Source organism: Streptomyces sp. NPDC058812, from assembly GCF_042744565.1.
GTDB classification, from domain to species: domain Bacteria; phylum Actinomycetota; class Actinomycetes; order Streptomycetales; family Streptomycetaceae; genus Streptomyces; species Streptomyces thinghirensis.
Genome location: NZ_JBHYOB010000005.1, coordinates 15336 through 31824 on the forward strand (window position 1 = coordinate 15336; position 16489 = coordinate 31824).

The window sequence follows — 16489 nt, forward strand, 5'->3', positions numbered from 1 at the left end:
CTCCCGAACCGACCGTGAGGACGACAGGCAATGGACATGCTGTGGAACGGCTGGGGCGACCCGGCCCGGGCGACGCCGCTGCCCGACACGGTGACCGGGCTGCTGCGCGAGCTGCTCGGCGTCAAGCCCCGCGACGCCGCGTCCGTCCCGCTGGAGGAGATCGACGTACCCGAGTCGCCGCTGGACGAGGCCGCCCGCCGTGCGCTGGAGGCCGCCGTGGGCGACCGCGCGGACGACGTGTGCACGGACGCGGAGACCCGGATCCGCCGCACCCGCGGCAAGTCCACCCCCGACCTGCTGCGGATGCGGACCGGCGACACCGCCGGCACCCCGGCCGCCGTCGTCCTGCCGGACAGCCACGGCGAGGTGCTCGCCGTCCTGGAGGCCTGCGCCGCGCACGGTCTCGCCCTCGTCCCCTTCGGCGGCGGCACCTCCGTCGTCGGCGGCCTCGCCCCCGGCCGTGACGGCACCTTCGTCGCCCTCGACCTGCGCCGCATGAACCGCCTGCTCGACCTCGACGAGGTCTCCCGGACCGCCACCCTGCAACCAGGCCTGCGCGCCCCCGAGGCAGAGGCGCTCCTCGCCGAGCACGGTTACACCCTCGGCCACTTCCCCCAGTCCTACGAGTGGGCCACCATCGGCGGCTTCGCCGCGACCCGCTCAAGCGGACAGGCCTCCGCCGGTTACGGACGCTTCGACGAGATGGTCCTGGGCCTCACCCTCGCCGCCCCCGAGGGCACCCTCGACACGGGCCGCGCTCCGCGCTCGGCGGCCGGCCCCGACCTGCGCCAGCTCGTACTGGGCTCGGAGGGCGCCTTCGGTGTCATCACGTCCGTCACCGTGCGAGTGAAGCCCGTGCCGAAGGTCCGCCGCTACGAGGGCTGGCGCTTCGCCTCCTTCGACAAGGGCGCCGCGGCCCTGCGCCGGCTCGCCCAGGACGGCCCGCGCCCGACGGTGCTGCGGCTGTCCGACGAGACGGAGACGCTGATCGGCCTCGCCCAGCCCGACGCCATCGGCGCTTCACTCGCGCAGCAGGACGCCGGATGCCTGGCCGTTGTCGGCTTCGAGGGCACCGAGGAGGACACCGCCCACCGCCGCGACGGCGCCGCCGCCGTACTGCGCGAGAGCGGTGGCACCTTCGCCGGCGAGGAACCGGGGGAGCGCTGGGCCCACGGCCGGTACTCGGCGCCGTACCTGCGCGACTCCCTGCTGGACGCCGGGGCGCTCGCCGAGACCCTGGAGACGGCGACCTACTGGTCGCGCGTCCCCGCGCTGTACGCCGCCGTCCGCGACGCGCTCACCGGCACCCTCACCGAGGCCGGCACCCCGCCCCTGGTCATGTGCCACATCTCCCACGTCTACGAGAACGGCGCCTCCCTGTACTTCACCGTCGTCTCGGCCCAGGGTGACGACGCCCTGGCGCACTGGACTCGCGCCAAGCACGCCGCCAACGAGGCGATCCTCGCCGCGGGCGGCACCATCACCCACCACCACGGGGTCGGCACCGACCACCGCGACTGGTACGTCCGGGAGGCGGGCCCCCTCGGCATCGAGGCACTGCGCGCGGTCAAGCGGAGCCTGGATCCCGCCGGAGTGCTCAGCCCGGGCGTCCTGCTGCCCGACGGCTGAATCCCGCACAGCAGCTCGCTCCGACCGCGTGAGACAACAGTCCGGCACCACCCGTCAGCCCGGAGGCACATCGATGCGACAGTTCACCGCCGTCGTCAACCCCACCGCGGGCGGCGCCACCTCGGCCGCCGCGCTGCTCGGGGTCGCCCGGCTGCTGCGGGAGGCGGGGGCGGAGCTGGAGACGGAGTACAGCCGCAGCCTCGCGCACGCCCGGGATCTCGCCCGGCGGGCCGGGCAGCGCGGCCGGGTGGTGCTCGCCGTCGGCGGCGACGGCATGGCCGGCGGGATCGGCGGCGCCCTCAGCGGCACCGGGGCCCTGCTCGGCCTCGTGCCGGCCGGCCGCGGCAACGACTTCGCCCGCGCGCTGGAGCTGCCCACCGAGCCCGCCGCCCTCGCCGAGGTGCTGCTGCGGGGCGAGCCGCGCCCCGTCGACACCATCGAGGTCACCTCGGCCGTCCACGACCGCACCGTCGTGCTCGGCAGCGTCTACGCCGGGGTCGACGCCCTCGCCAACCACCACGCCAACCAGGCGCGCCTGCTGCGCGGCACCGCCTCCTACTACGCCGGCGCGCTGCGCGCGATCACCACCTGGCGCGCGACGCGCTACCGCGTCACCGTCGACGGCGAGGAGCACGCGTTCACCGGCTACACCGCCGTGGCCGCCAACTCCGGCTACTACGGGTCCAACCGCCTCATCGCGCCCTCCGCCCGGGTGGACGACGGCCTGCTGGAGGTCGTGATGATCCACGACGCGCCGCGGCGGCTCTTCTTCGCCCTCATGAACGAACTCGGCTCGGGCGTCCACGTCCGCAGGCCGCAGGTGCGTGTCCTGCGGGGCCGGGAGGTCCGCATCGAGGCCGACCGGGCGATACCCTACGGCGCCGACGGCGAGGTCGAGGCCGTCGTACCCGTCACGGCGAGAGTGCTTCCCGGTGCGCTGAGAGTCCTGTGCTGAACACGCCGCCGGGCCGGGCGCCGAAGACAGCGACCGGCCCGGCGGGTGGGCGGATCAGCCCCGGGGCGTGGTGAAGCGTTCCCACACCCGGTGGGCGCCCATCAGCTCCGTGACCTGCTCCAGGGCGGCGGTGCCGGACGCCGCGACGACCACGCCGGCGGCGTCGGTGGGCACACCCGACGCGTCGAGCGCGGCCTCGCCGCCCGCCCACACGCCGATCGCCTTGCCGTGCCGGTACGCCTCCGACACCATGAGGCTCACCCGGGGGTCGATCGTCCCCGGCCGCGCGGGCGGCGGAGTGGCCTTGTAGTCCCGCGGGGTGTAGGCGTCGCCGCCCATGTCCGGTGTCCCCGCCACCAGGACGGCGTCGAACTCGACGGACCGTGCGGTGACGTAGCTGCGCTGTACGGTCAGTGCCGCGTCGCCCGCGCCGATGGTGCCGCCGGTCGGCGCCACGACGAGCGGCACCATCCCGGCGTTCAGCACCGCCTCCCGTACGGCCGTCACGCCCTCCAGGTCCGCGCCGCCGGTGACGATGCCGACGACCCGGCCGTCGAGGGGCCAGGTCCGGCCGACCTGGGACAGCGCCGGGCTGGGCTCGACGTCGGCCAGCGGCACGGTCGGTTTCGGGGCGGGCAGGCCGAGGCCCTCGGCGACGCCCGCGCACAACTCCGGGTCGATGTTGGCCAGGACCTGAAGTGTCCGCTCCCTGATGGCCTGTTCGTAGCACTTGCCCAGCTCGAAGGTGTAGGCGCCGATGATGTGCTCGCGCTCCACCGGGCTCATGCTCAGCCAGAAGCGGCGGGGCTGGCTGAAGTGGTCCGCGAACGACTCCGGCGCCTCCCGCACCTTGGTCGCCTCCGGGACCCGGACCGGCGCCTCCACGAAGGCGCTCATGTCCGCCCCGGCGGTGAACGGGCAGCCGCCGTCCAGGGAGTTGGGCCGGTAGGGCGCCACGCCCCGGTGCACGGCCGTCTGGTGCATACCGTCACGCAGCATGTCGTTGACCGGCGCCTGGGGACGGTTGATGGGCAGCTGCGGGAAGTTGGGACCGCCCAGACGCGTGATCTGGGTGTCCAGGTACGAGAACAGCCGCCCCGCGAGCAGCGGGTCGTCGGTGACGTCGATGCCCGGGACGAGGTGGCCGACGTGGAAGGCGATCTGCTCGGTCTCGGCGAAGAAGTTCGACGGGTTCCGGTTCAGCGTCAGCAGCCCGACCGGCTGCACCGGCGCCAGCTCCTCCGGGACGATGTTCGTCGGGTCCAGCAGGTCGATGCCCTCGAAGGTCTGCTCCGGGTTGTCCGGGAAGGTCTGGATGCCCAGCTCCCACTGCGGGTACGCGCCCGCCTCGATCGCGTCGGCGAGGTCCCGGCGGTGGAAGTCCGGGTCGATGCCGTTGATCATCTGCGCCTCGTCCCACACCAGGGAGTGCACGCCAAGCTTTGGCTTCCAGTGGAACTTGACCAGCGTGGTCTCGCCCGCGGCGTTCACCAGCCGGAAGGTGTGGACGCCGAAGCCCTCCATCATCCGGTAGGAGCGCGGGATGCCGCGGTCGCCCATGAAGAAGATGGTGTGGTGGGTCGCCTCGGTGTGCAGCGACACGAAGTCCCAGAAGGTGTCGTGCGCGCTCTGCGCCTGCGGGATCTCCCGGTCGGGGTGCGGCTTCGCGGCGTGCACGACGTCCGGGAACTTGATGGCGTCCTGGATGAAGAAGACCGGGATGTTGTTGCCGACCAGGTCGAAGACGCCCTCACTGGTGTAGAACTTCGTCGCGAAACCCCGGGTGTCCCGCACCGTGTCCGACGACCCCCGCGAGCCGACCACCGTGGAGAACCGCGTGAACACCGGTGTCTCCACGTCCGCGGCGAGGAACCCCGCCTTGGTCACGGAGGCCGCCGTGCCGTAGCTCTGGAAGACCCCGTGCGCGCCCGCGCCCCGGGCGTGCACCACGCGCTCCGGGATGCGCTCGTGGTCGAAGTGCATGACCTTCTCGCGCAGGTGATGGTCCTGCAGCAGCACGGGCCCGCGCGGCCCGGCCTTCAGCGAGTGGTCCGTGTCGTACAGCCGCGTGCCCTGAGCGTTCGTCAGATAGCTGCCGGACTGCGCCACCCGGGCCTGGTCGGCTCCCGTGGGCTGACCGGTCGGCGACACGGTGTCCGGGCCGGTCTGGTCCGGCTTCGGGGGCAGCGGCTCCCGGGGCTCGGTGGGTTCGGCGACGGGGGGCGACTCGGGGCCGGGCTTGCCGGGAATCCCCTCTGCCGGTCCGCCACCCTCGCCCTGCAGGCTCTCGGTGACCTTGTGGGCTACCCGCTTGAGGGGGTTGGCCTCGCTCATCAGCCTCTTCTCCGTTCTGGGCGGGCCGCTGCACGCGGCCGGTCGTGTTCGAGTACCGACTGCCGTGGTGGGCCGTGACCGCGTACCCAGCGAGCGGGACTCAAGGCATGGGCGCGAGGGAACGGAGGCGGCCGTCTCAGGTGACGGTCTCCCCGTCGTGCGTGCCGCCCTGACAGCGCTTCGTGAAGGAGCCCGTCCCCGACGACCCGTCCACCGAGATGATGATCACTCCGCCGCCCTGGATGCACTCGGTCGGCGTCACGTCGACCGGTACGTGCTCGGCGCGGGGTACGGCGGCCTGCGCCGGAGCGGCGCACAGTACCGACACGGCCAGGGCCGCGATCACGGTCCACGACGACTTGCGCATGGGGGGCTCCTTCTCACCGGTGCCGTACCAGCGTCACCGGGCCGGGGGCGACGCGCCACCGGAGGCGCGCGCACGGGGGAGGGCCCACGGGGGAGGGCCCCGGCCCGGTGAGGTACCGGTCGGGGCCCTCGCGGGCCGTGGCTCGCCCCGGGACGCCCTAGCTCACCTCGTGCGTCACCCCCACCGGTTCGAACGAGACCCGGGTGCGCCCGCCGCCGTCCGCCCAGACCACCTCGACGCCGGTGTCATCGGCCACGACCTCCGTGACCGCCTCCGCGAGCGGACCGGGACCGGGCTCCCCCGTGAGCGCGGCCAGGCAGGCGTGCAGGGAGGTGCCGCCCGCGTCGCCGGACAGCCGGGGCAGCTCGGCCCACGGAGCGTAGGCGGTGCCCTGCGGGGCGCGGACGGTCTCCGGCTCGGGGCGCCAGCCGTGCAGGCCGTGCAGCGCCGAGACCAGGGGCTCCTCCGGGCCGGTGGCCCACCCGGTGTGTGTGAGGCGGGCCTTGCCGGGTGCCCCGACCACCCGGTGCACCCGCAGCTCGTACGGCCCCCGTGCCACCGTCACGCTCTCCACCCGCAGTCCCGGCACCATCGGGGGCCCGCCGGCGAAGGCGGGCCGGTGCCAGGACGCCGCCCAGCCCCAGCCGTCGCCGTGTCCCGCGCCGAGCGGGTGGACGCGGCGCCGCACGCTGCGCCGGCCGTTCACTTCCACCGAGAGGTGGTTGTCCGCGATGTTCCCGGACGCCGTGGGACCCGTTCGGGTGGAGTAGGCCTGCCGCCCGTAGTGCGGGTCGTCCTCGGCGGCCGACTCGCCCTCGTGCGGCCGGACATGGTCGCTGCCGTGGTTGTGCAGCCGTACGATCCCGTCGCCGCGCGTCGACTGCACCAGCAGCCCAGGCGCGGGCAGGGCCAGCACCCGGTCGGCCTCCTCCACCGGCGCGGCCTCCTCCGTGGCCGTCCACAGCGGGTGGCCGGCGGGGGCGAGGAGGGACACGAACGCCTTGGACGCCCAGTAGGGGGAGGCGGGACCGGAGTAGGTCTGGAGGGTGGCCTCGTGCGGGCCGTGCCAGCCCAGGCTCAGCAGCCCGTCGTCGGTCAGCGCGCCGCGTTCCATGAAGTAGCGCAGACTGCCGCTCGCCAGCCGCCGCGAGGCGCCCGGCGTCAGCGGCGTGTGCCCGGTGACCGCGCCCAGACCCACGGCGGCACCGGCGGCGAACCGGTACGACAGCGAACGGCCGTAGTGCAGCGGCGCCCCGTCCCCGCCGAACATCAGACCGAAGCCTTCGAGGTGCGCGCGCAGCCGGTCGCCGTACCGGGCGGCCTGCCCGGTGTCGCCGGAGAGGTGGGCGTCCAGCACCGGGTACAGGTGCAGCGCCCAGCCGTTGTAGTGGTCGAAGGCGCGTCCGTCGCCGTCGGCGTACCAGCCCTCGCCCCGGTACCAGCCCTCCATCAGCTCCAGCGCCCGCTCCCGGGCCGCGGCCGTCTGGGCGTCACCGCGGCCGACCGACTCCAGGAACCCGGCGACCGTGTACGGGAACAGGTACCAGTTGTTCGGCGCCGGCACGTGCCGCAGCGCCCCGCGCAGCCACTCCTCCACCCGGTCCTGGACCCCGGCGTCGAGGTTCTTCCACAGCCAGGGCGCGGTGAGCCGCAGCCCGAGCGCGACCGACGCCGACTCGACCATGGGCTGGCCCTGCACGTCGTGGTCGAGGATCAGCGGCCAGGACTCGGTGTCGTCGCGGCCGGGGGTGAGGGTGCCCGAGGCCAGGCCGCGCGCGTAGCGCTCCAGCCAGCCGTGCGGGTCCTCGCCGTCGGCGCCCGCGACGCGGAAGGCCGCCGCGAGGAACGTCCGGGCGAACCCCTCCAGCCCGTCGGAGCGCGCGCCCGAGCGCGAAGGGCGCCCCGGCAGGTCGAGCAGGGCGCGGCCCGGGGTGCTCCAGCGCCACGCGGCCCACAGCAGCCCGTCCGCGACGGCCTCCCAGTGCGCCCGGGTGTAACCGGTGTACGGGCTCAGCGCACGGTCCTCGGTGGGCAGTTCGAACGGGATGCTCATGCCAGGAACGCCAGCCTTTCGCGTCGTACGGGGTGGAGGAAGCCGGCACCGGACGCCCAGCGGGTCGTCTCGGCGAGCGCGAGGTCGGCCAGGCGGCGCCACTCGTTGCCCTCGGAACCGGCGAGGTGCGGGGTGATCAGCGCGTTCTCGCACTCCCACAGCGGGTGGTCCGGCGGCAGCACCTCGGGGTCGGTGACGTCCAGCACCGCCCGGATCCGGCCCGCCAGCACCGCGTCGGTGAGCGCCTCCTGCTCGACGACCGCACCGCGGGAGGTGTTGATCAGCACCGCGTCGGCCGGCATGGCGTCGATCAGGGCACGGCTCACCAGCCCGCGCGTCGTGGGCAGCAGCGGGGTGTGCACGCTGACGGTGTCGCAGCGCGCGAACAGCTCCGGCAGCTCGACGCGTTCGACGCCCAGTTCGGCGGCGTCCGCGTCGCTGACGTACGGGTCGTGCAGGAGGACCTCGATGTCGTGCGGCCGCAGCAGCTCGACGACCCGGCGGCCGATCAGCGAGGCCGACAGGATGCCCACCGTGCGGCGGTAGTTGCCGACGCCGCGCGGGGTGCGCAGCCAGTTGCCGCGCGTCCGGGACACCCGGTAGTCGCGGGCCCGCTCCAGCACCCGCTTGCCGGTGAGCAGAATCATGCCGAGCGTGTACTCCGCCACGGGCAGCGCGTTGGCCGCGGCGGCCGAGGAGACCTCGATCCCCCGCTCCCAGCACGCGTCGGTGACATGCCCGCGGACACTGCCGGCCGTGTGCACCACGGCCCGCAGCCGCGGCGCCGCCCGCAGCACCTCCGCGTCCAGCCGGGGGCAGCCCCAGCCGGTGATCAGCAGGTCCACGTCGGCCAGCACGGATCCGGCCCGCGGTGCGGTGAGGTCGTCCAGCACCGGGAACGGCGCCAGCTCGCAGACCCGGCGGAACGCGCCGAGGGTCTGGGGGTCGAGGACGGCCGAGGCGGCGTCCGGGGACATGGCCACGGCGGCACGGGGCCGGAAGCCGGGTCCTGGGGCGTACAGGGTCACTTGACGGCTCCGGCGGTCAGCCCGCTCCGCCAGAAGCGCTGGAGCAGGACGAAGGCGAGGATGAGCGGCAGTACGGCCAGCAGTGAACCCATGATCACCACGGGGTAGTACTCCGGCGAGACGGACGCCGCGCTGTTCCACTGGTACAGGCCGAGACTGACGGGATACAGGTCCTGGTCGGACAGCATCACCATGGGCAGGAAGAAGTTGTTCCAGATCGCGGTGAGCTGGAAGAGGAAGACGGTGATCAGGCCGGGACCGAGCATCCTGAGCGCCACCCGGGCGTACGTGGTCAGCTCGCCCGCCCCGTCCACGCGAGCCGCCTCCAGCACCTCGTCGGGCACGTAGCCCCGCGCGAAGATACGGCCGAGGTAGACGCCGAACGGGTTGAACAGCACCGGGATGAACACCGCCCAGAAGGTGTTGACCAGGCCGGCCTCGGAGGCCATCAGGTACAGCGGCAGCGCGAGGACCGTCTGCGGCACCATGACCGCCGCCAGCACCAGGCCGAACAGCTTCTCCTTGTGCCGGAAGCGGTACTTGTCGAAGGCGTAGCCGCAGGCCACGCTCACCAGCGCGCCGACGGCGGCGCCGAGCACCGCGTACAGCAGGCTGTTGACGTACCAGCGGCCGTACAGCCCGCCGTCCATGGCGAACAGGTCCGTGAGGTTCTGTCCGAAGGAGAAGTCGCTCAGGGACAGCAGGTCGCTGCTGAACAGCGCGTCCCGGGTCTTCGTGGAGGCGAGCACCAGCCACAGCACCGGCAGCAGCGTGTAGAGGACGGAGATCGCGACGACCACGTTGACCGTCGCCCGGCCCAGCAGCCTCGGGCGGAGCAGGGAGCTGTCGGTGGCACTCATCGGGCCTCCTCGGAGTCGGCGCGGCTGGTGAAGCGGGTGACGCCGTAGGACAGGGCGATGGTGCACACCAGCAGGACCACCGAGGCGGCCGCCGCGAGGCTGTAGTTGTTGCGGGTGAAGGCCGCGTCGTAGATGTACATGCTCGGCGAGAAACGGGAGCTGACCATGGGGGAGGACTGGTTGAGCAGCATCGGCTCCGTGAAGAGCTGGAGCGCCCAGATCAGGGTGAAGATGGCGACCATGACGATCGAGGCACGCACCAGCGGCGTCTTCACCTGGAGCGCCGTGCGCACCGGTCCCGCACCGTCGACCACGGACGCCTCGATCACCTCGCGGGGCACGGCCTGCAGGGCGGCGTAGAAGACCACCATGTTGTAGCCGAGGTTGCTCCACAGGGCGATGTTCACGATGGACGGGATGACCGTGTGCACGCCGAGAAAGTCGATCGTGATGTCGCCCTGGGCGAAGAGTTCGATGACCGGGCTGATGCCGGGCGTGTACAGGTACAGCCAGATCAGCGCGGCGATGATGCCGGGCACCGCGTGCGGCAGGAACAGGCCGAGTTGGGCGAAGGCGCGCAGCCGGACCACCCCGGAGTCCAGCAGCAGGGCGAGGGCGAGCGCGCCGACGACCATCAGCGGGATGTAGATCAGGCAGTACAGCGCGACCGTGCCGAGCCCGCCGAGGAAGGTGGGGTCGGTGAGCACGGCAGCGTAGGACCGCAGTCCGACGAAGACCTGGCGCTCGGGGCCGAAGCCGAGGCCGGGCTGGTCGTCACTGAAGAAGCTCAGGTAGACGGCCGTGCCGACGGGGATCAGGAAGACGGTGACCAGCAGGGCGAAGAACGGCGTCATCAGGACGCCGGCGGCGGTCAGTTGCCGCCGCCTTGCCGCTCTGCGGGCGCGCAGGCCGGATACGGAGGGCGCCGGGGCGGTGGCGCGGGACGCGCCGGCCGGCACCCGGGGCTGGGTGGTCGTGGTCATGGGGTGTCACCTGCCTTTCGTCGGCTCAGGTGCTGTGCTGGGTGGTGGACAGGCCGAGGGCCTTGAGATCGGGCATGGTGCCCTCCTGCGCGGTGCGCAGTGACTCGACGAGGGAGCCCTGGCCGGCGCCGACGCGGGCGAAGGAGTCCTGCATGACCTTCTGGGTGGCGCTCATCCGCGGCCCCCACAGCCACTGCTCGCCGATCTTCTCGGCCTCCCGCTCGAACAGGGTGTAGACGTCCTGCCCGCCGTAGTACGACCGGTCGAAGGCGTCGCGCCCCACCGAGACCAGGCCGGGAGCGGCCGGGTACTGGCTGCTGGTGCCGCTGGAGAGCCGGGCGCGCAGGGCGTCGGGGTGGGACACCTGCCACTCGATGAACTCCATCGCGGCCTCGGGGTGGCGGCTGTCCTTGGTGACCGCGAAGGTGGAACCGCCGTGCGTGCCGGCGGCCGGGCTGCCGGTGTCCCACTGCGGCAGCGGGGCGATCCGCCACTGGCCCTTCTGCCCGGGCCGCGCGTTCATCTGGGCGCCGGCGTCCCAGGCGCCGGTGAGCCGGGTGAGGACCAGCCCGTTGCCGATCTGCGCGTCGGCCTGCCTGCTCTCGACGGCGTTCACGAAGACGTCGTGCCGGTCGATGAGTCCCTGCCAGTAGTCCGCGACCCGCCGGGAGGGCGCGTCGGCGAGGGAGACGTTCCAGGCGCCGCGCGAGGTGTCGAACCACTGGGCGCCCGCCTGCCAGGCATAGCAGGCGAACTGCGTCATCCCGTCGGTGGGGAACAGCACCAGCCGCCGGTCGGGCGCCTCGCGGCGCACGGTCGCGGCCTGCTCGGCGAACTCGTCCCAGGTGCGCGCGACCCTCAGCCCGTAATGGTCGAACAGGTCGGCGCGGTAGTGCATCACCATGGGCTCGACGTCCAGCGGCACGCTGAACACCCGGCCCTCGAAGGTGGTCAGCCCGAGCGCCTGCGGCAGCAGCTTGCGGCGCAGGCCGTCGCTGACGAGGTCGGTGATGTCGCGGGCGACGCCGTCGATGGCGTACCCCGGCACCTGTGGATACTCGATGGTGGCGACGTCGGGGGCGTTGCCGGCCCGGGCGGCGTTGCTGAGCTTGGCGTAGCCGCCCTGCCCTCCGGAGGGGATCTGCTGGAACTCCACCCGGATGTTCCGGTGCGTGCGGTTGAAGGCGTCGACCACCTCCTGACTGCCGCGCAGGGCGGACCAGAAGGTGACGCGCGTGGTGGTGCTCGTGCGGGCCGACGAGGCGCCGTTCCCCCCGCTGCAGGCGCTCACGGCTCCTGTCAGGGGTACGGCGGCCATCGCGGCGAGCACGGACCGACGGCTGGGTCGTCCGGGCATGGCGCCTCCCGCGGCTCCTGCGGTCCGCGTGGGTGCGGACACGACTGTTCGGGACACGGGAATCCTGAACGCTCCGACTCAAACGGTCAATAGATCGATCAAAAGAAAATAAAGCGATCAAACGCTCACGCGATCGGGCGGCCGGTCAGGCGGTCGGGCGGGTCGGTCGGGCGGTCGACCCGCGCACCGTCAGCCGCGGCAACAACTCCACCCGTCGGCCCGGCCGGCTGCCGGGCGCCTCGGACAGCCGCTGGAGCAGCAGCTCCGCGGCCGTGCGCCCGACCTCGGTCTTCGGCGGAGACACGGCCGTCAGCGGCGGCGAGCCCAGCCCGGCCACGACATCGTCGTACGCCACGACCGAGCAGTCCTCCGGCACGCGTACCGCTTCCTCCGCCAGCCGCTGGACGATCATCAGCGCGTCCACGTCGCCGTGCAGCACCATGGCCGTCGCGCCCACCTTGCGCATCAGCGCCGGCAACTCGGCCGTCTCGTCCGCCGAGTACGGCCCGTCGGCCCCGGCCTCCGGCGCGACGAGCGTCCACGCCCACTGCTCCACCAGCGGATGCGCCTCGGCGATCTCGGCGAAGGCGGCACGCAGCGAGCGCGCGGTGGGACTGTCGTGGCGCGTGGCGAACACGATGCGCCGGTGACCGAGCCCCACCAGGTGCTCCACGGCCAGATGCGCGCCGTACCAGTGGTCCGAGCACACCGAGTCCAGCGCGTGCAGCGCGCTGCCGCGCCACGGGCGGCGTTCCATCAGCACCGTCGGCACCCCGAGCGCGGCGAGCCACTCGTGGTCGGCCTCCTCCTCGGCCCGGCCGCGCCAGCGGGGGGCGATCAGCAGCCCGTGCGCCCCGTCCGCCAGTGCCCGCTCCACCAGCGGGCGTTCGGCACCGGACGCCTGCGGCGCGAGGTGCAGGGCCATGCGCACCCCGGCGTCCTCCAGGACGGTGCGGGCACCGTGCAGCGCCTCGGTGAGGTACGAGTGCCGCACCGGGACCACCACGGCCACCCGGTCCCCGGCCGCCGCCCCGGCCACGTCGGAGGGTGCCTCCTCGGCGGCCAGGGTGGACCGGACGACACCGTGCCCGCGGCTCAGCCTGCCCTCCCGCGTCAGCTCCTCCACGTCACGGCGCACCGTCACCACGGACACCTGCAACTCGTCGGCGAGATCGCGCACCCGCGCGGTACCGCGCGCCTGGACCGCCGCCAGAATCCGCTGGCGCCTGAGATCGACCGGCTCCCGCATCAGGTCTCCCCACCCGAGAATGTTCGTTTGAGCGATTCGCCGTCATCATAGCGATCGCTTGTCCCGGGTGGGTGCCCCGCCGTCCCGCCCGGCGGGCGGCCGCTACGGTTCCGGGTCCGCCAGGAGCGGTCCCAGCGGGCCCAGATCGAGGTTCAGGTCACTGCGGCTCAGGCCGTGCTGCGCGCACAGGTCGTCCATGCGCTCGTCGAGCAGCATGAGCGCCGTGCCGAGCCGGTCCTCCTGCTCCGTGCTCAGCGTGCCCTCGTCGAAGCGGCGCACGGCCTGGCGTTCCATGAGCTGGCGCAGCAGCTCCACGACGGTGAGGACCAGGGCGGCCAGGTCGTTCGTGACCCGTTCGGGGTCCAGGTCGAGGGCGTGTGCCCGGGGCGCGGTCACAGCGGCCCGCTGTCCGGCCAGGGGGCAGGCACCCGCTCGTTCACCGACGACAGCAGGGCGTGCAGGGAGATCCGCACCAGCGGCACGTCCGCGATCGCCAGGACCAGGTCGCCGCTGACGACGACACCGGTCGCCAGCACCCGGTCGAGGAGGTCGACCAGGGGCACCCCGACCGGTGCGTACGGCTCCGGTCCGCCCCAGGGCACGGGGGCCGGGCCCGGCGTGCGGGTGTCCAGGGAGGTCATGAGCGGGTCTCCTGCTCCATGGGGCGCTGTTCCGCGCGATCCGGTGCGGTGCGGTGCGGTTCCGTGGGGCGCGGCTCCGTGGCGTCCGGGTCCGTGGCGTCCGAGGCCATGACGTCGGGGGCCGCGTCCCAGCGGGCGAAGGAGTACGGGATCCACGGGCCCGAGGCGCTGACCTCGACGGCCGTGTGCCGGCTGTCGGCGGCGAGCCGGGCCAGGGCGCGCTCGAAGGCGGCGGTGTCCGCGTCCTCCACCAGGTAGGCGGCATTGAGCAGTTGCGGGGCACGCCGGCCCGTCAGCCGCTCGCTCTGCGGGCGGTGCCGCGTCGCGTCGACGGCGTACCGCCGCAGCTCCGTGTCGACGGCGTCCGCCTCGGCCAGGGCCCTCCCGTGCGCGTTCTGCCGGTCGCGTCGCCGCGCGCTGGCCCGGCTGAGGTAGGCACGCCCACGCGTTGCCGTGCCGGTACCGGAGTCGGCAGGGGCGCCGGCAGCGGCGGCGGCGTTCGTCGCACCGTCGGAGGCGTGCACCTTCACCGCCCATTCCGTACGGCCCCGGAGACGGTCGAGCAGCGCGCCCAGTACCGCTTCCCGGGCGGCGACGGCCTGCTCCGCGCTCCGGTCGCCGCGGTACAGGGTCGCCATCGGCAGCGGAACGACCGGGCCCCGCCGGGCCGCGGCCTCGACGCCCCGGTGATGGGCACGGGCGCAGCGTTCCAGGTCGTCGGGCCGGTTGAGCCGCTCCGCCAGCGCCTCCTCGTCGAACAACGCCGCGGGGACGTCCTGGACGACCAGGCACAGGCGGCCCGCGCGCAGCACGCGCAGCGGACCGCCCTCCTCGTGGCCGGTCGCCGCGGCCGACGTGGCGAGGTCCGGCGGAGTGCGGGTGACGGCGAACGCGCAGACCAGGACGGGGGCCGCCGGTCCGGCCGGGGGCGCGTTCACCGGGCGGCTCCCGGCGTCTCCTCGGCGGCCCCCTCCAGAGCGTCGAGCCGGGCCCGCAACCGCTCGTTCTCCTCGGCGAGCGCGTCCCGCGCGGCCCTGGACGAAAGCGCCGGGTCGGTCTCCCACCAGTCGATGCCCGCCTTCTTCGCGGTGTCCACCGAGGCGATGAACAGGCGCAGGCGGATGGTGAGCAGTTCGATGTCGAGCAGGTCGATCTTGATGTCGCCGGCGATGACGATGCCCTTGTCGAGGACCCGTTCGAGCAGGTCGGCGAGGTTGCCGGTGACAGGCGCGTAGGGCTGTGTCTCCGGGCTCGCGAACCGGTGGTCGACGTCTGTCACCGCACACTCCCGGCGGCGTCAGCGATGCGGGCGGGCGCGTTCGTCGTCCTCATACGCCTCTTCCTCGTCGTCGTACTCACCTTCCTCGTCCTCGTCGTCGTAGTCGGAGCCTTCGTCGCCGTCCTCGTACTCGGCGTCCTCGTCCTCCTCCTCGTCGTCCTCGTACTCGGCGTCGTCGTCGGAGGCGTTCTCCTCCTCCAGCGCTTCCTCGTGGCTGCGCACGACCTCGCCGTCGCGGATCTCGCCGCGCCAGCCCTCCACCTCCTCGTCGCCCATCAGGGTCACCTGGCGCGCGAAGTGCTTCAGATCAAGGCGCAGCCGCCGCCCCTGGGCGCGCCAGAGGTTGCCGGTCTTCTCGAAGAAGCCCGCCGCGTAGTACTCGACGACCACGACGACCCGGGTGAGCCGGGGCGCCAGTTCGTGGAAGGTGACCGCCCCGCGGGTACTGCCCTTGGCGCCCTCGGAGGTCCAGACGATCCGTTCGTCGGGAACCTGTTCCTGGACGGTCGCCTTCCAACTGCGGCTCGAAGGGCCGACCTTGACGTTCCAGTCGGACGTCACCTCGTCGTTGGCGCTGACGCTGCGGACTCCCTTGGTGAAGCCACTGAAGTCCTGGAGCCGCGTCCACTGGTCGTAGACGGTGCGCAGGGGGACGCCGATGTCGACGGTCTCCATGATGTGCGTCGCCTTGACACTGCCGCCGCTGCTCCCGGAACCGCCCAGACCGCCGGAACCACTCCTGCTGCCGGAACCACCGCCCTCGGCGGATTCGGTCAGACGGTCCGTCAGGCCGCCGATCCGTTCGCCCGCCTTGCCGACGAGGCTGTGCCCCGTGGCGGAGAGGTAGCCGCCGAGAGCGTCCTTGAGATCGCCGAAAGGTGAGGGTCCGCCGTCGCCCTGCCGGTCGGGGGTCATCCGCGCCCACCTCCGTGCCGGCCCGAGCTCATGCTCCTCTTCGTCGGCACGGTCTTCTTGGTCGTCTTCTTCGCGGTCTTCTTCGCAGCCGTCGGGGGAGGCGTTGCCTTGCGCGGGGGAGCCTTCTTGGCCGTCTTCCGGGGCGGCGCCGACGCGGCCCGCCGGGCCTCCGCCCGGTCCTCCTCGTCGAAGTAGGCCTCCTCGTCCGGGCCGTCGTCCTCGTAGTCGTAGTCGCCGTCGTTCCGTCGGCCCGCGCCGGTGAGCGCGTCGGTACGGTCGCGAAGGGTGTCCGCGAGACCGGTGAGTCTGCGGTTCGCCGCGGCGGTGACGGCGGTGCGCCCGGCGGTCAGCAGCTCGCCGCGTACCTGGTCCGTCAGCTCCTGGAGCTGCGGTGTCCGCTGGAGGCCGGCCAGGCCCTGGGACAGCACCTGGCCGGGGGACAGGCCGACGCGCCGGCCCATGAGGTACGAGCCGACCACGAAGGCGAGTTTCGCCTTCTTGGTGCGGCCCAGGAGATACCCGCCCGCCACGGCCGCCGCCATGGCCGCCTTGCTGTCGCTCATACGTGCCTTCTCTGCGCTCGTTCCATGGTTGTGGTGCGGCCGGTGGGCCGGTACGGCCGTTCGAGGAGGGTGAGCAGGCGCTCCTCCTCCCGCTCGAAGGCCGCCTCGTCGATGGCGCCCTCGTCCAGGGCTCGGTTGAGTGCGGCCAGACGCGCCTGGACGGCACGCGGGTCGTGGGCCTGGCGCCGGGCCTCCTGGAGCAGGTGGTCGGCGATCCACGCCGTGCCGCGCACCGGGGCGAGGGGCAGCAGCAGGAGACCGCTCACGATGCCCACC

General features: G+C 73.2%; 17 protein-coding genes. 2 read left to right on the top strand and 15 right to left on the bottom strand.

Annotated elements, in window-relative coordinates:
• Positions 1-30 precede the first annotated feature (30 nt).
• Both ACFW48_RS11845 and ACFW48_RS11850 read left to right on the top strand, forming a co-directional pair.
• Entirely contained in the window at positions 31-1629 is a 1599-nt protein-coding gene (locus ACFW48_RS11845; RefSeq protein WP_386313102.1) for an FAD-binding oxidoreductase, read from the top strand.
• A 73-nt stretch (positions 1630-1702) separates the two neighbouring features.
• Positions 1703-2584 (top strand): YegS/Rv2252/BmrU family lipid kinase, encoded by an 882-nt coding sequence (locus ACFW48_RS11850; protein ID WP_386313104.1) that lies wholly within the window; start codon positions 1703-1705, stop codon positions 2582-2584.
• A 54-nt stretch (positions 2585-2638) separates the two neighbouring features.
• Here the strand turns inward: ACFW48_RS11850 and ACFW48_RS11855 are convergent, their stop codons facing one another.
• The 15 genes from ACFW48_RS11855 to ACFW48_RS11925 all read right to left on the bottom strand — a co-directional run bounded on the left by ACFW48_RS11855 (position 2639) and on the right by ACFW48_RS11925 (position 16488).
• Positions 2639-4918: a catalase gene (locus tag ACFW48_RS11855; RefSeq protein WP_386313107.1), complete on the bottom strand. Its 2280-nt coding sequence runs from the start codon at positions 4916-4918 to the stop codon at positions 2639-2641.
• 136 nt (positions 4919-5054) lie between these two features.
• Positions 5055-5285, bottom strand: coding sequence for a hypothetical protein (locus tag ACFW48_RS11860; RefSeq protein ID WP_386313110.1), 231 nt, complete (start codon positions 5283-5285; stop codon positions 5055-5057).
• A gap of 157 nt (positions 5286-5442) precedes the next feature.
• On the bottom strand, positions 5443-7338 hold the full coding sequence (locus tag ACFW48_RS11865) for a DUF2264 domain-containing protein (protein ID WP_386313112.1): 1896 nt from the start codon (positions 7336-7338) through the stop codon (positions 5443-5445).
• On the bottom strand, positions 7335-8366 hold the full coding sequence (locus ACFW48_RS11870) for a hydroxyacid dehydrogenase (RefSeq protein ID WP_386313115.1): 1032 nt from the start codon (positions 8364-8366) through the stop codon (positions 7335-7337). The genes ACFW48_RS11865 and ACFW48_RS11870 overlap by 4 nt, the downstream gene beginning before the upstream one ends.
• Positions 8363-9226 (bottom strand): carbohydrate ABC transporter permease, encoded by an 864-nt coding sequence (locus ACFW48_RS11875; protein WP_386313117.1) that lies wholly within the window; start codon positions 9224-9226, stop codon positions 8363-8365. Before ACFW48_RS11875 ends, ACFW48_RS11870 begins: the two co-directional genes overlap by 4 nt.
• Positions 9223-10209, bottom strand: coding sequence for a carbohydrate ABC transporter permease (locus ACFW48_RS11880; protein ID WP_386313119.1), 987 nt, complete (start codon positions 10207-10209; stop codon positions 9223-9225). Before ACFW48_RS11880 ends, ACFW48_RS11875 begins: the two co-directional genes overlap by 4 nt.
• 25 nt (positions 10210-10234) lie before the next feature.
• The gene (locus tag ACFW48_RS11885) at positions 10235-11566 is read right to left on the bottom strand and encodes an ABC transporter substrate-binding protein (RefSeq protein ID WP_386313122.1); all 1332 of its coding nucleotides are present in this window, start codon (positions 11564-11566) and stop codon (positions 10235-10237) included.
• Positions 11567-11711: 145 nt separating this feature from the next.
• Positions 11712-12815 (bottom strand): substrate-binding domain-containing protein, encoded by a 1104-nt coding sequence (locus ACFW48_RS11890; protein WP_386313124.1) that lies wholly within the window; start codon positions 12813-12815, stop codon positions 11712-11714.
• Between the two features lie 102 nt (positions 12816-12917).
• Positions 12918-13211, bottom strand: a complete 294-nt coding sequence (locus tag ACFW48_RS11895) for a gas vesicle protein K (protein ID WP_310869532.1) — start codon at positions 13209-13211, stop codon at positions 12918-12920.
• Positions 13208-13456: a gas vesicle protein gene (locus ACFW48_RS11900; RefSeq protein ID WP_386313127.1), complete on the bottom strand. Its 249-nt coding sequence runs from the start codon at positions 13454-13456 to the stop codon at positions 13208-13210. The genes ACFW48_RS11895 and ACFW48_RS11900 overlap by 4 nt, the downstream gene beginning before the upstream one ends.
• Entirely contained in the window at positions 13453-14394 is a 942-nt protein-coding gene (locus tag ACFW48_RS11905; RefSeq protein WP_386313129.1) for a GvpL/GvpF family gas vesicle protein, read from the bottom strand. Before ACFW48_RS11905 ends, ACFW48_RS11900 begins: the two co-directional genes overlap by 4 nt.
• A complete protein-coding gene (locus tag ACFW48_RS11910; RefSeq protein WP_386313132.1) occupies positions 14391-14735 on the bottom strand; it encodes a gas vesicle protein in 345 nt (114 codons plus the stop codon). The genes ACFW48_RS11905 and ACFW48_RS11910 overlap by 4 nt, the downstream gene beginning before the upstream one ends.
• 18 nt (positions 14736-14753) lie before the next feature.
• On the bottom strand, positions 14754-15650 hold the full coding sequence (locus tag ACFW48_RS11915) for an SRPBCC family protein (RefSeq protein ID WP_386313135.1): 897 nt from the start codon (positions 15648-15650) through the stop codon (positions 14754-14756).
• Positions 15647-16213 (bottom strand): hypothetical protein, encoded by a 567-nt coding sequence (locus ACFW48_RS11920; RefSeq protein ID WP_386313137.1) that lies wholly within the window; start codon positions 16211-16213, stop codon positions 15647-15649. Before ACFW48_RS11920 ends, ACFW48_RS11915 begins: the two co-directional genes overlap by 4 nt.
• Positions 16210-16488 (bottom strand): gas vesicle protein GvpG, encoded by a 279-nt coding sequence (locus tag ACFW48_RS11925; protein ID WP_386313139.1) that lies wholly within the window; start codon positions 16486-16488, stop codon positions 16210-16212. Before ACFW48_RS11925 ends, ACFW48_RS11920 begins: the two co-directional genes overlap by 4 nt.
• Position 16489 lies beyond the last annotated feature (1 nt).

Coding starts and splice junctions, on each gene's coding strand:
- ACFW48_RS11845 (WP_386313102.1), top strand. CDS start 31: ATGGACATGCTGTGGAACGGCTGGGGCGACCCGGCCCGGGCGACGCCG.
- ACFW48_RS11850 (WP_386313104.1), top strand. CDS start 1,703: ATGCGACAGTTCACCGCCGTCGTCAACCCCACCGCGGGCGGCGCCACC.
- ACFW48_RS11855 (WP_386313107.1), bottom strand. CDS start 4,918: ATGAGCGAGGCCAACCCCCTCAAGCGGGTAGCCCACAAGGTCACCGAG.
- ACFW48_RS11860 (WP_386313110.1), bottom strand. CDS start 5,285: ATGCGCAAGTCGTCGTGGACCGTGATCGCGGCCCTGGCCGTGTCGGTA.
- ACFW48_RS11865 (WP_386313112.1), bottom strand. CDS start 7,338: ATGAGCATCCCGTTCGAACTGCCCACCGAGGACCGTGCGCTGAGCCCG.
- ACFW48_RS11875 (WP_386313117.1), bottom strand. CDS start 9,226: ATGAGTGCCACCGACAGCTCCCTGCTCCGCCCGAGGCTGCTGGGCCGG.
- ACFW48_RS11880 (WP_386313119.1), bottom strand. CDS start 10,209: ATGACCACGACCACCCAGCCCCGGGTGCCGGCCGGCGCGTCCCGCGCC.
- ACFW48_RS11885 (WP_386313122.1), bottom strand. CDS start 11,566: ATGCCCGGACGACCCAGCCGTCGGTCCGTGCTCGCCGCGATGGCCGCC.
- ACFW48_RS11890 (WP_386313124.1), bottom strand. CDS start 12,815: ATGCGGGAGCCGGTCGATCTCAGGCGCCAGCGGATTCTGGCGGCGGTC.
- ACFW48_RS11900 (WP_386313127.1), bottom strand. CDS start 13,456: ATGACCTCCCTGGACACCCGCACGCCGGGCCCGGCCCCCGTGCCCTGG.
- ACFW48_RS11915 (WP_386313135.1), bottom strand. CDS start 15,650: ATGACCCCCGACCGGCAGGGCGACGGCGGACCCTCACCTTTCGGCGAT.
- ACFW48_RS11920 (WP_386313137.1), bottom strand. CDS start 16,213: ATGAGCGACAGCAAGGCGGCCATGGCGGCGGCCGTGGCGGGCGGGTAT.